Annotated in this window: 12 protein-coding genes and 1 pseudogene; 2 read left to right on the top strand and 11 right to left on the bottom strand. The window is 68.7% G+C overall.

Annotated features, from left to right (window positions below):
- Positions 1 to 446: 446 nt before the first annotated feature.
- The 4 genes from ACFYY7_RS44055 to ACFYY7_RS44040 are packed head-to-tail and all read right to left on the bottom strand — an operon-like array spanning position 447 to position 3,490.
- Entirely contained in the window at positions 447 to 1,325 is an 879-nt protein-coding gene (locus ACFYY7_RS44055; protein ID WP_388671685.1) for a glycosyltransferase, read from the bottom strand.
- Positions 1,326 to 1,332: 7 nt separating this feature from the next.
- Positions 1,333 to 2,094: a hypothetical protein gene (locus tag ACFYY7_RS44050; protein WP_388671683.1), complete on the bottom strand. Its 762-nt coding sequence runs from the start codon at positions 2,092 to 2,094 to the stop codon at positions 1,333 to 1,335.
- A complete protein-coding gene (locus ACFYY7_RS44045) occupies positions 2,091 to 2,852 on the bottom strand; it encodes a hypothetical protein (protein ID WP_388671680.1) in 762 nt (253 codons plus the stop codon). The genes ACFYY7_RS44050 and ACFYY7_RS44045 overlap by 4 nt, the downstream gene beginning before the upstream one ends.
- Positions 2,849 to 3,490, bottom strand: a complete 642-nt coding sequence (locus tag ACFYY7_RS44040) for a 2OG-Fe(II) oxygenase (protein ID WP_388671677.1) — start codon at positions 3,488 to 3,490, stop codon at positions 2,849 to 2,851. The genes ACFYY7_RS44045 and ACFYY7_RS44040 overlap by 4 nt, the downstream gene beginning before the upstream one ends.
- Before the next feature lie 443 nt (positions 3,491 to 3,933).
- Between ACFYY7_RS44040 and ACFYY7_RS44035 the strand changes: the two genes are divergently transcribed.
- Positions 3,934 to 4,434 (top strand): hypothetical protein, encoded by a 501-nt coding sequence (locus ACFYY7_RS44035; RefSeq protein WP_388671674.1) that lies wholly within the window; start codon positions 3,934 to 3,936, stop codon positions 4,432 to 4,434.
- On the opposite strand, the gene ACFYY7_RS44030 is transcribed toward ACFYY7_RS44035, so the two are convergent.
- The 6 genes and pseudogenes from ACFYY7_RS44030 to ACFYY7_RS44005 all read right to left on the bottom strand — a co-directional run bounded on the left by ACFYY7_RS44030 (position 4,382) and on the right by ACFYY7_RS44005 (position 9,858).
- Positions 4,382 to 4,669, bottom strand: coding sequence for a transposase (locus tag ACFYY7_RS44030; RefSeq protein WP_388671671.1), 288 nt, complete (start codon positions 4,667 to 4,669; stop codon positions 4,382 to 4,384). The genes ACFYY7_RS44035 and ACFYY7_RS44030 overlap by 53 nt on opposite strands.
- A gap of 291 nt (positions 4,670 to 4,960) precedes the next feature.
- Complete coding sequence (locus ACFYY7_RS44025; RefSeq protein ID WP_388671668.1) at positions 4,961 to 5,647, bottom strand: HNH endonuclease; 687 nt, start codon at positions 5,645 to 5,647, stop codon at positions 4,961 to 4,963.
- Positions 5,648 to 5,701: 54 nt separating this feature from the next.
- Positions 5,702 to 6,013, bottom strand: a complete 312-nt coding sequence (locus ACFYY7_RS44020; protein ID WP_388671666.1) for an integrase core domain-containing protein — start codon at positions 6,011 to 6,013, stop codon at positions 5,702 to 5,704.
- Positions 5,997 to 6,614 (bottom strand): annotated as a pseudogene (locus tag ACFYY7_RS44015) (IS30 family transposase); the annotation flags it as partial. The gene ACFYY7_RS44020 and the pseudogene ACFYY7_RS44015, both read right to left, overlap by 17 nt.
- On the bottom strand, positions 6,578 to 7,672 hold the full coding sequence (locus ACFYY7_RS44010) for a WD40 repeat domain-containing protein (RefSeq protein ID WP_388671663.1): 1,095 nt from the start codon (positions 7,670 to 7,672) through the stop codon (positions 6,578 to 6,580). The pseudogene ACFYY7_RS44015 and the gene ACFYY7_RS44010, both read right to left, overlap by 37 nt.
- A 131-nt stretch (positions 7,673 to 7,803) precedes the next feature.
- A complete protein-coding gene (locus ACFYY7_RS44005; RefSeq protein WP_388671688.1) occupies positions 7,804 to 9,858 on the bottom strand; it encodes a hypothetical protein in 2,055 nt (684 codons plus the stop codon).
- Positions 9,859 to 10,211: 353 nt separating this feature from the next.
- Here ACFYY7_RS44005 and ACFYY7_RS44000 point away from each other — a divergent pair, with 353 nt between their 5' ends.
- Entirely contained in the window at positions 10,212 to 11,099 is an 888-nt protein-coding gene (locus ACFYY7_RS44000) for a hypothetical protein (RefSeq protein WP_388671660.1), read from the top strand.
- 629 nt (positions 11,100 to 11,728) lie between these two features.
- Here the strand turns inward: ACFYY7_RS44000 and ACFYY7_RS43995 are convergent.
- On the bottom strand, positions 11,729 to 12,346 hold the full coding sequence (locus ACFYY7_RS43995) for a hypothetical protein (protein WP_388671657.1): 618 nt from the start codon (positions 12,344 to 12,346) through the stop codon (positions 11,729 to 11,731).
- Positions 12,347 to 12,683: the final 337 nt, after the last annotated feature.

The following is a 12,683-nucleotide window of genomic DNA, read 5'->3' as shown; positions in this document are numbered from 1 at the left end:
AATTGCCTACTCCGCCGAGGTGGCAGCCGTAAGCGAGGAGCGCGTGGTGGACTGCCCCGTGGTCACTTCTCCGTGGTGATGGGCTGCTGCTCGCCGCAGTCCTTGAGCCAGCGGCCGAGGGCGTCATGCAGGAGAACGGCGGTTTCGAGACTCATGCGGTCGACGCAGCACTCGCTGAACACAACCAGGCCCTCCTCGTCGACGGCAACTCGGTATTTGGGTCGGCGGGGTCGAAGTGGGTCTTGGAGAGGTACGTCATGCCTGTTCCATTGCGGGTTTGGCCTGAGGTTCGAACTCGGGGTTCTGTCGTCAAATGTCACACCCACCACGCCCGTCCAACGTCGTGCGGGAGCCGCGCCAGGCTGGGAAGCTGCACCGGGTGACCAGGGTCCATGCGTTTCCGCGTGGCGTTTCTCCACCCAGGCGTGGCCAGCCGCCGGGAGCGGTCAGCTGCCGAAGGCCCGGGGTGCCCACTGGTCGAGGTAGTCGGCGACCGGCCGCAGCTCGGTGGCGAGGAGCCGCTGCTGCGCCGCCACCCACGGCTCGGCGAGGACAGTGGCGATGGCGCCGGGGAACGTGGAGAAGCGGGCGCAGGCCAGGACGGAGGCCTCCAGCTGCGGATTGGGCAGGTGCAGGAGCCCGGTGCGCAGGATGTTCTGGAGCCACGGCTGCTGCTCCGGTCGGTACGGTGGGAGTATCCGGAAGCGATGGGTGATGACGGACCCGGGGACGCCGAGCAAGGGGCGCCCGGCGCGCCACCACCGCAGTGCCAGCTCCACGTCTTCGAGCCCGAATCCGCTGAAGGCTCCGAAGCCTCCCGCTGTGAGGAAGCGGTCGCGGGCGACCGCCAGGCAGCCGCCAGGGAGGAGACCGACCTCGACGGGGCCGGGTCCGGCCACCGGGCGCCAGCGGTAGGCGAGCAGGGCGTCGACGAGTTCGGCCCCGCAGCCCACGAACCGGCTGTCGGAGGCGTCCCGTACCGCGGGCCCGACCAGCGCGTCCGGTACGCGGTCGAGCGCGGCCACGAGAGGGGTCAGCCACCCGTCGTCCACGACGCAGTGGGCGTCGAGGAAGACGAGAACCGGCTGGTCCGCGGCCCGCGCGCCGCGGTTGCGGGCGCCGGCCACACCGACGTGGTCCCCGCGCAAGGTCCGTACCCACGGCGGCCAGTCCCGCTCGCAGCTGCCGTCCGTGCTGCCGTCGTCGACGAGGACGAGCTGCCGCGGCCGCACGGGCGCGCTCGCCACCGACCGGATGGTCTCGGCAACGCGGTCGCCCTCCTGGTAGGCGGAGACGACGACGGAGACGGGGACCGAGGAGCGCATGCCGGCGTCACTGCCCCGCTGGAGGGACGGGTTGCGGGCTGGCGGCGGTCAGTTCCGGCGGCAGGCTGCCAGCCACCGAGGCGGGCGTCTCGGCCCGGCTCCAAAAGCTCCGGCATTCCGGCAGCAGGCGGCCGTGCCGGGCGGTGTCCACCCAGGTGTACCGCTCCGGTTCCCGGCTCAGGGCGAAGCCGCGCAGCAGCGCGAACTCGCAGAACGCGCCGAACCCGGCGGCGTGCGCGTAGCTGCTGATCGACCGGCCGTGCGCATTCCAGCAGTGGGCGCGGATCCCGGCATGCACGTGCCGGGGAACGACCAAGGGCGGCGGCTCGGTCAGGTCCGGCCGGACCGGTTCGCCGAAGAAGGCGGTCGGGCACCCCCGCCAGCCGTCCGACTCCGGCCGGGCGCCGCCCGAGTCGAAGGCCATCCGCGGTCGGCCGTGGTCGAACAGGCGGGCCGTCAGCTCGCACGGCGCCGTGAAGACCTGGTCCGAGTCGAGGTGCAGGATCGTGTCCGCGTCCGTGTAGCGGTCCGCGTTCAGCTTGGTGATCTGCTGGCCGAGGTAGTCGTCGGCGTAGTCGCGGCACGTGTACAGGCGGACGCCCGCCGACTTGATTGCCGACGGCTCCATGCGTTCGAGACTCGACCGCGGCACGACCACGACGACCTGGCGGTAGCCCGACGCGAACAGGGCGATGGATCGCAGCGCCAGGGCCAACCAGTGCCGATCGCGGTGGTACGACCGGATGAAGACGTCGAGAACCGGGGTCACTCGACGGGCTCGTCCCCGATGTCGATCGCGGGTCCCGGGGTGCCCGTGATGCCGCCGGGTGGCAGCGTCATCAGGAGGTCGTCGAACCCGGGGAACACCTCGGCCCACCGTGTGTCGCCGGCCCAGTGCGGCGCGATTCCCGCCGCGAGCGCGAGGTGGAACCCCGTCAGCCGGGAGATCCGGGCCCGGTCGAAGTTGAGGGCCAGCGCGTCACCGAGGCGGACGGTGTCCAGGCCGAGCTCCTTCAGCGCCGCGGGTGGGCTCGCCGCGTACGCCTTGAACTCGGTCCCGTCGGTCAGGATCTGGGCCTGCCGGGGCACAAAGCCGATGTCGGCGAGCTCACCGGAGACGACCGCTGACCGCTCGTTGACGAACAGGGACACCCAGTCCACGCCTGCGCCCGTCAGGTCCTCGAACAGAAACTTCGTCATCGCCGCCGCCAACCCCACATTGGTGGTGTCCCGCACGGAGAAGAACGCCGGGGTGAGCAGCGACTGCCCGTTGTCGCTGACCACCGCCACCGCCACGCCGCGCAGGGTCCTCGCGCCGATGCCTGACGGCGGCCACGGACGCTCCTCGAAGGCCACGACGGTCTTGGTGCGGGCCCTCGCCGTGAGCGGGACAAGAACCTCGTCGAGCAGGTGCCCGAGGCCGAGCTGTCTGAGGAACAGGGCCAGCTCAGGCCGGTACTCGCCGAGGAGGTCAGTGGTGATCCGCAGTTCCAGGCGGTCGTTCGGCTCGTCGTGAAGGTTATTCATCGCTTCTCCTTACTGCTGTCGTCCACGTCGTAGAGCCACGCCACCGCCGAGTACCGCACACCGGCGCGCACCGGGCGCACCTCGTGCAACAGATCGGAGCGGAAGGTGACGGCGGAGCCAGCCTCCAGCCGGATGTTCTCGGGTGCCACAGTGCCGTCGGGCCGCGGAACGTAGACGACCAGCGCTCCGCCGTCGAAGGACCGGAGGCCGTCGCGCGGCGTCGCGTCGTTCAGCAGGCAGACGATCGACAGTCGTCGACGGCGCACGACGGCCGGATCCAGCGGGTCGTCGGAGCTGTCCCGGTGGGCGCGGAAGAGACCGCGCTCGGCGTAACTGCAGAACTTCGGGCCGTCCAGCGCGACCCGTCGCCACCCCTCGTCCTCGATCGCCTTCCGTGCAACCTCCCGCATCGCGGTGACAATGGGATCCGACCGCTCCGGCGCCAGCAGGTGCTCCGAGCAGCTGCGCATGCTCAGGTCGACCACGTCATTGCTGCGGCGCAGCACCGGGCCGGTGACGGCGGTGGACTGGGCCATAGCCTCGACGGCGGCGCGGCAGTCCTGCGGTGACAGCGCGTTGTGCCAGATTCTCGGCTGTGTCTCGGTGCGCTCTTCACGACCGGGAGTTCCGGTCCGCATCCTTCACCCACTCTCGGTTGGTCGTGCGGCGACTGAACGAGAAACCCGCCGACAAGTTAACCGATAGTGGCGCCCTACTTACGAAAGGCGATCGCTCGGGGTATGTCGTGTCTTCGTCATCGGCTCTCATATCCCCTCCGGGACCGTGGGTGGCCACACACCGGAATGCGCCTGCCGCTGCTCCCGCCTAAGGGCTGTCCCGTAATCCCTGGTGGATCAGCGTGCGGCGTCAGACGCGGTGCATCGCAAGGCGGAGGGACGCCCGAATACTGGATGTATTCGGGCGTTCCGACAACGCGGCGAGGTGCCGTGGCTGTCGTCGCACGCCCGCCAGGGATTACGGGACAGCCCTTAGCCGGACTTCTCCATTACTGCTGGTCAACGGCTTGAGTGTGGGGAGGGTCCTCCGCCGCGAGTTACGCAGGACCCAGCTCCGGCCCCAGGTGCGGGAATCGGCTGCTCGCGAGCGTGTCGAGGATCTGCGGGAGGCGGCGGCCCGGGCGGCTGCGGCGCTGGAGGCTGCAGAGATCGAGCTGGACCGGCGGGTGATTGCGCGGGAGGAACTCGTCGAGGCCCTGGCCGCGTCCGCTGCCGGGACCACCGCCCTGACCGAGGCGGAGACGGAAGCGGAATCAGTGCCCGCTTCCGCGCCGTTGCCGGGAACGACAGTGCCGTCCTGGCGGGAAGGTCTGCCGGCGACGGCTCTCTCGCCGGACTACCAGCGGATCCTGGGCATGCTGGCGGACCGGCCGGGTCGGGGGCCGGTGAAGGCCAAGGAAATTGCGGTGATGCTGGGGCTGGAACCGACGCCGGCGAAGGTGGAGGGCGTGCGGTCGAAGGCGAGGCGACTGGCGGAGCGCGGATGGCTGGTCCAGGAAGCGTCGGGGATGTTCAGCGCCGTCCGCGGGCCCGTGGCCGGGCCAGGCGGCGGCTCATCCGCGTGATCATCGACCACTGGATCATGGCCTCGCCGGTGGCGGTCAGGGTTTCGTAGTCACGGGCCAGACGGCGCGAATGCATCAACCACGCGAACGTGCGCTCCACCACCCACCTGCGGGGCAGCACCACGAAGCCTCCCATGGCGTCGGTGCGCTTGACGACCTCCAGAGTGAGCTCGAGTTCCTGACGGCACCAGGAGACAAGGCCGCCGGTGTAACCGCTGTCGGCCTGGAGCCACAAGGAGCTCCACGCTGACATCCCAGGTGATCAGGCCGCTGGCATCGGCGTCGACCTGCAATTGATGGAGCAGGCGCCTCCAGATTCCGTCGCGTTGCCAGCGCCGGAAAAGCCCGTAGACCGTTTCCCACTCGCCATACCGAGCGGGCACCTCTCGCCACGGGGCGCCGGTTCAGGTCCGCCACCGTATGCCGTCAATGAGCTGCCGCCTGGACCAGATCTGAGGTCGGCCGGGTTTGGGCCTTGACCGGTCAAGGCCTGGGACCCATCATCTCCCTGGCAGGCTATGCCGCGTCACTGCGGTCCGCGCTCTCTCGCGGCTAGGTACTCCCGGATGAGCCGGCCAAGCACATCGCCCTCATGAACTCGCTCGTTGAAGACAGCTCGCTTCAAGGCGGCCCGCTCTTGGGGTTCCAAGAAGGCCACCAAATAGTTCGCCTTCGGATGCTGGTACCCGCAGCAGATCAGGCGTGTACACACGGCCCGCGAAGTCCCTAGTTTCGGCGTCCGCCAAGGATAGTGGGGGTAGCCTCGCAGCTCCGCCTTGCAGCGATCGAGGATCTCGAATAGTTCAGCCTTGGTCCGGTGATTCTCACTGCCATAGTGCAGCTGGAACCACTCGCGCCGGTCCACGTCGGCTATCTCTCGCTGCGCGCGCTCCACGCGTCTTGTAATACCGGCGTACACCCTGGGGGACATCGCGCGCGTCCTGAAGCCAGCGTTGGGGTATGTGTGACTGAGATCCATGTCGGCCACCCAGCGCCTCGCGGTACGACCATTCTTTCTGCGATTGCAGTCTTCGCAGGCTGGAACGAAGTTCCACCAGACGTCGGCTCCGGTGTCGGCGATGGGCCGCTCGTGGTCAATCGTGGTGGCAGCGGAACGGCCGCAGTAGACGCACCGGCTCCGGTGCGCCGTCAGAACCATGAGCCACTGCCATGTCTTCTGCTTACCTCGCTCGCCGCGACGGATCTTGTCCATGAGGCCCCTCCCCCTTGATGCTGAAGTTTCCCCGTGTTCTTGGACACTCGATGGTTATGCCGCGAGGGCGTGTTGATGCCGCTGTCTGGCCTCGGCTGGGGTGAGGTAGCCGAAGATCTTGTGTTTGCGCAGGCGGCGGCGGTTGTAGAAGGTCTCAATGAAGGTGAAGACCTCGGCGCGGGCGGTGGCCCGGTCGGGCCAGATCCGGGTGCCGATCTCCTCCTTGAGCAGGGCCCAGAAACTCTCAGCGGCGGCGTTGTCGAAACATGATCCGGTGTGTCCGCAGCTCTGCCTCAGCCCCAACTTCCGTAGCCGGTGCCGGAAGTGAGTCGAGGTGTACTCCCCGGACTCAATCGGTTGTCGCAACACCGGCTTCTTGAGTCAAGAGTAGGTGTTCGTTGAGGGCTTCAGCGGGTGTTTTCCATCCGAGGGTTTTGCGGGGGCGGCTGTTGAGGGCGAGTGCAACGGCTGCGAGGTCGTCTGTCTGCCATCGGGACAGGTCCGTGCCCTTCGGAAAGTACTGCCGCAGCAACCCATTCGTATTCTCGTTCGTGCCGCGTTGCCACGGGCTGTGCGGGTCCGCGAAGTAGATCTCGAGGCCGGTGTCGACGCGGAGCCGGGCATGCTGTGCCAGTTCTTTGCCGCGGTCCCAGGTCAACGAGCGACGCAGCTGCTCGGGCAGCGTTGTGATGGTGGAGGCGATCGCGTCCCTGACGGCCTCGGCACCCAGACCGGCCAGCGCCGGCCCGTTCTTCACCCTCGGCTCGCTGCCCAAGCCTTCCATGCGGGGCAGGTGCAGCAGCATGGTAAACGGGGTCGTGCGCTCGACCAGAGTGCCGATCGCGGACTTGCCGGTGCCGATGATGAGGTCGCCTTCCCAGTGTCCCGGGACTGCCCGGTCCTCGGCCTCGGCCGGTCGTTGGCTGATCATCACCTCGGGGGTGACGTGCCCGTTCGCCCGCCGTTGGCGGTCGGCGCCCCACGCCAGGGGCTCGCGTTCTCGCACGGAAGACCCGCGGGGGTACCCACGGGCAGGAAGCGCTTGCGCTCCTCCTCGGTGTAATCACGTCCGGCCGACGAGCAGAGGTGGGAGAACCAGTTCGCGCGAAGAAGGTCGTAGGTCTGCCGCCAGCCCTCGGCATAGGCGACCAGGCGGTCCTCGTAGACGATCGCTGTCCGCCTGGTGTCGAGCACGGTGGGGAAGGCGCCGATATGACGGCCTGTGTCGGTTGCCCACAGGTCGTAGCCGCCGGAGGATTCCGTGATCGCTGTTCCGTCCGAGGTCAGAGAGACCAAGTTGTCCAGGTGGTCCACGGCCATGGGGTGCCCCGTGGTTTTCCGCTGGTCCACCGTCCACCGTCGGACGGTGCCGTCCGCGCTCTGCACCAGCAGACTCTGGCCGTCGGCCGAGAAGACGAGGGTGTGTCGCATGAAGTCATGGAAGACGGGTCTGATCGCGTCACCGGACAAGACCCCGATCCGTCGGCCGGCGAGGGTGTCCCAGAGCTGGATGGTGCCCCGGGAAACGCCCGCCCTGGTGACTACCGCGACCTGGTGCGGGTGGTCCGGTCGTGGCACCAGCTGTCCAGACGAGCGGAGGGGCGAGATGAGCGCACCGTCCGTGCGCTCGACCGGCACGGGGCGTCCCACTTGTAGGCCGGTGACGGAGTCCACCCGCAGGAGCGAGCCTCCCACCGTCAGAACAGCTATGTCGCCGCCCACCAGAGGCGCGACCCAGTCCAACGCGCCGAGCGGATTTCCGGAATCCGTGCCGACGTCGAGCGCGACGGCCTTCCCGCGCTTCAGGTCGCCGGCTTCGTAGACGAGCAGCTCCGTGCCGTTCGACTGCCACACCACGAGCCGACCGTCCCCCGGCGTCCACGCCACCCGCCAGCTCGGGCTGCCGGAACCAATCGCGGGAAGTTTGACGGAGTCGCCCCGGCCGTTGACGGTGTCGCGGACGTACAACCGCACGTCGGTCACCCAGGCGACGGCCTGCCCGTCGGGGGACAGTGCGTCCGGCACGCTGCTGGGGTTAAACTCTTCCTCCGTCAACGGAGCCCCGGGCTCCGTCGCCAGCACCGTCAGCGTGCCACCGACTGTGGCCAGCACAGTTACCGGTTCGCCCTCTTTCCTCACAGCGGCGATCGCGGGGGTCACGGCGTCCTCGTCCTCAATGCGTGGTACCCGTGTCCTGAAGGTCTCCCCGGTTCGACCTCCGCGAAAGCACCGGCTCCCTCGTCCTGCATGACGTACCCGCCCGTGTCGTCCGGCAGCAGCGCGCTGCCGGGCAGGGGCCAGGACGCGCCGGTGGTGGTGTTGTGCACGTATACGGGGGACCGGAGGTCCTTACCGCGCTGCTCGACGGCGTAGTCACCGCCCCCATGGAGCCGTAGATTCCCCCGCGGGACGCCGGTGACGATCGGCCGTACGATGTCACCGGAGCCCAGTTGCCGCAGCTCCACAACGCTCACTAAAGTCGCGCAACCTGGACCAGCGGAGTACGACGGTATCGGGGTCTTCGCCGAACGCGGCCTCGTCCGGCTCCACCCCACTCGGAACGAGATCCTCGGCCACCGGCAAGGAAGCGCCGTCGGCCACATCCCAGGCCTCGACGAACCCCTGCCGGCCATGATCCTGCGGGGGGGGGGTTCCGTGCTGCCCAGCAGCCGAAGAAGCCGCGTCCCGTCTGCACTGAAGTCGAGATCGGCCGCGTACACAACGCGATCAGCCGTATCGGCGGCCTTCAGACGTAGGGGATCGCGCGGTTCTCCGTCAAGCCGCCACAAGAACACCCGGCCGTCCGGTGTCGCCACCGCATAGTGCCGGCCATCGGAGCTGATCTCGGAGCTAACGTCGTCGGCGGGCGCCCCGCGCAGTGCGTAGGACCGGGGCGAGCCGCCCAGCGCCCCTGTCACCACGGATACCACGACGGGCGCGGCGCCCGCCGGCTTGGACCACACCACCAGGGTGCGACCGTCCGGTGTGGCGTCGAGACGCGTCGCCCGCCCAGGCCAAAGGCCGACATGACTGCCGCGCAGGTACTCCCCGGTGACATGACTGCGCAGCAGCGCCTCCTGTGCCTGCGGTGTGTCGTTCGCGTTCCAGGCCGCCAGAGCCAGCTGGATCGAGCTCCCGGGATCATGGCCGGCCCTGTCGCCCGACTCGTCGGCGAGCGCGCGGGACGCGAGGGTACGCAGCTGTCGCTCAGCCTTCTGGCTGCTGTCGCGAGCCATATCGGCGAGCACGCCGGCGCCCACCAAGAGGGCCAGAAGCGTTGCTACCAGCGCCTGCCAGCGCCGGAGTGCCCGCCGTGCGAACTTCCGGCTCGCACCGATGTACGCGCGCTCGAGTGCGGTCATCTCTGTCGGCCGGAGGAAGGCGTGTTCGACGGCCACCTCGAGCACGCTGCCGCGCAGCAAGGCACCCGTCTCCCTACCCGTCTGTTTCCAGCGCGTCAGGTCTCGGCGCAGATCCTCCTGCCAGGTCCGGAATTTGCGGCTGTCGTCCAGCCAGTCTCCCAGCCGCTGCCAGTGGCGGGTCAGGGCTTCGTGCGCGAGGTCCACGATCTCCGTGCCCTCATCGGTGCGGCCGAAGACGATCAGCTTTCCGGGTGAGAGACGGCGTGCGAGCGCCAACGCGGCGGGGTCCATATCGGCAACCGGGGCGGGACGCCGGGTATAGCCGCCTTGGTCTGCCGGACGTGCCAGCTGGACGAAGAGCGCCTGTGCGAGGGGGAGTTCGTCCTCCCGGACCACGGCGCGAAAGGAATCCTCCGCATACCCGGCGAGAGCGCCGGCGATTCCACCGAGGTCCTGGTACACGGCGTGGGTCAGCATCGACCGCTCGCGCTGGTCCCACAGACGGGTCAGTGCGAACTCCACGAGCGGCATGCGTCCCGGCTCGTCCGCCGCGTCACGCACGATCCGGTCGGCGAGTCCGGGCTCCAGCCACAGTCCGGGCACCGCGTCGACGGGCCGGGTAATCGCGTCCCGCAGGTCGTCGGGGCCGAGCAGGGCGAGGAACATCACCGCGTCGCTGAGCGCAGACGAGGTCTCGGCCGTCATCAGGGCTTCGATGGAGTCCGGGCGCACCGTGACCACCGCCCGGGGGGCGGAGCCGGACTCCCCGTCGACGGTGCCGCATAGGTGGAACAGAAGGTGGAACAGTCTTCGGGCGGCGTTCGGTGCGGCACCTGCGTACTCTTCCAGCTGGTCTACGATGCCGTCAGTAACCGATCTGTGGCTCGGCGACCACGCAGGCGCTGCCGAGAAGGCGCTCGAGGCGGCCGGTCAACTCGCCAGGGCCAGCGAAACCGAGCATGCGGCGTTCTGGCGCTACGTGGAGGCCCACGCCCACTTCGACCGAGGACGGCCCCAGGACCTGGCCACGGCCCGTGAGGCGTTGAAGGACGCCACCGCCAACGGCCCACGCACCGCCTGGTTCCGCCGTCTTGAGCACACCATCGACCTATCGAGCGTGGTAGGACTCCCAGCGATGTGCACTGCGGCACGGACTGCGGTGTCGCCCATCAACGCCACGCCAGTTGACCACGAAGGATGCCATGGCCCTCTCGATTCCCAACAGCGTCGCGGTCGCAGACATGCGATTCGGCCGGGCAGAGCCTCTGGAGCCTTACCCCGGGCGGGCACGTGAGCCGTGGATGTGCCGTCACATGCCTTGTGGGCAGATCATCTACCCGAATCGGAACAACGTCATGAGCGGCCAGGGTGCCTGCATCTGGTGCGCCCCGAACTCCCCGAAGAACCCGGAGCAGGCCGCGTCGGCGATGCTGGCGCACGGCTTCGTCGTCTTGCTGGACTTCCCGGGGACGGGCAGGCCATGGCTGTCCCAGTGTGTGGAGGCTGGGCATGTCGTGGCGCCGCGGTACGACAACGTGACCGGCCGCATGGGTGGCTGCCGGTTCTGCAAGCGGTACGGACCGGGCGATCCCGAGGAGGCGGTCACCGACATGCGTGCCGTCGGCTTCCGACCCCTTGAACCCTTCAAGAACGTCGCGTCGCCCTGGTCCTCGCTGTGCGAGCGTTGCGAGAAGATCTCCACGCCCAAGCTGAACAACGTTCGGACGAAGGGCCAGTGTTGTCAGCACTGCGCGCGCTACGGGTTGGACCCGGGCGCTCCCGCTCGCCCGTACGTCATGGATCACGCCGGGCACGGTGCTGTGAAGATCGGCATCACGGGCCTGCGGACCCGCGAGGACCGCGTCGCCCGTTTCGGAGGCCGGGGGTGGACGGTGTTCGCGCAGCTCCAATTCAGCACGGGCGCAGACGCCTATCGTGTCGAACAGGGAGTGATCCGCCAGCTCAGGGCCGAGGGGCACACGCCCTTCCTATCCGATGCGCACATGCCTGCTGGGGGGTGGACGGAGACCTTTGGCGTATCCCGAGTACCCGCTGCGCGGCTCCTGGCGCTCGCGGAAGCCGCCCGGTAGCAGCCGGAACGCCGAGCTCCGCAGCTACGCGAGCCAGGCAACAGGTCACCAAGTGGAACGGGAAGCTCGACGCGTTCGCCTCGGTGACCGCGAACGGGACCGCCTCGCTCTCGCTCGTCTATCAGCGCATGCCGGCTCATCGAGGTCTGCCTTGCGTTGCTCGGGGAGTTTGGGAATCGCCACGGGGAGTGTCAATCTGTGACCAGTCACAGTAAAGACCGCCCCGGCCTCGTCCAGGCGCGATCAACACCCCGAAGCGCAACAAGACGCCCTGAAAGCCACAGAGTGCGAACACAGATCTTCACCGGCAAGGCGTCCGGCAAGCTCGCCCGCCAGCCCGATCCCGGCAAGGCCTTCCTCGTCGCGTGCGAGGGCGACCAACCCGCGCTCCTGCGCCACGCCGACGCACGGCGGCCGGGTATCCCTGCTCGACGCGGTGCAAGGCGCAACGCCCGTCTTGGTCATGGGCGTTCTCTCCGACCAGCCCGACAACGCCGCCGCGTTCGCCCGACGCGGCCTCGGGCGCGCGCTGGGTGCGGCGCCGTTTCTGTGCCGCCGACGGCCCGTTTGTCCAAATGGCGTGCCGCCGCCCGGGCTGTGGCTGCCGCTCTTGGCCCTCGGGCAGTGGATCATCCGCTGCGGCCGGGTCGCGGGTCGGGCCACGCGGCCCGCAGCAGGGCGGTCTCGGACGGGGAGAGCGGGCGATGGCCAAGAGCGACGTCGTCCTGATCGAAAGCCCACTCCCCGTAGAGCAGGACAGCCATGCCGTGCTCGTCGTCGGTGCACACCGCCCAGCGCCCGATGTTGCTCTGAATCGACCATTCGTAGTAGCGCAGGCCGCCCGAAGCGTCCTGGCTGGACGTCATCCGGGCCCCATCCGGAGGGAGCAAGTCTTCCACTGAGCCGGCAGCCGAGGGCGGGATTCTGTCTGCGGCCTCGAGCAGCTTCGTGAGCTCCTCCACTCGGACCCGCAACCAGGCGTACCCGCTTCCCCGGGCGAGCACGGCAAGGGGCGTGCAAGCGGTCAGCGCACAGTTCCGCATCAACTCCGGATATTCGTCCAGCCCATTCAGCGCGGCGAGAGCAGGCTCGAACAGCGCCCAGAACGGGACTCGGCCATCGGCGAGGAAGGGCCCGTGCACCCTGACCACCCGCTCCTCGCCGGGCAGCGGCAGCGACTCCGCCCTGGGGAACAACTCACGCGAGTCCAGCGGCAGGCTGCAAAGAGTGCCGTCCGCCCACTCCACACGCGCTGTGCCAGCCAGCGCGGCCCAGCGCGGCGCAGGACTCTCCGACCAGGCAGGCCGGGCGCGCCCCGAACACGTCGGGCACGGCACGGAGACAGTGATCGACATCTCGACATGATCGCAGATCACCCAACAAGCCGGAACCGTCTTCACACCCCAGCAGAAATGACAGCCAGTAGCGGCCCCCAGCCACACCACGCCCCGACCGAGGCCCCAAACGCAGCCTATCCGCGAGGGCTCTTAGCTTGTCCTACCTTTCAAGCGGGTCGGATCTGATCATTCGTAGGATCGGGGAAGCCCAGGGGTTCCGGGTATGGCTGTGAGCTTGTCGCCGCTT

It is taken from the genome of Streptomyces sp. NPDC001933 (genome assembly GCF_042890955.1).
GTDB lineage: Bacteria > Actinomycetota > Actinomycetes > Streptomycetales > Streptomycetaceae > Streptomyces.
This window is presented reverse-complemented; position numbering and strand designations above follow the sequence as displayed.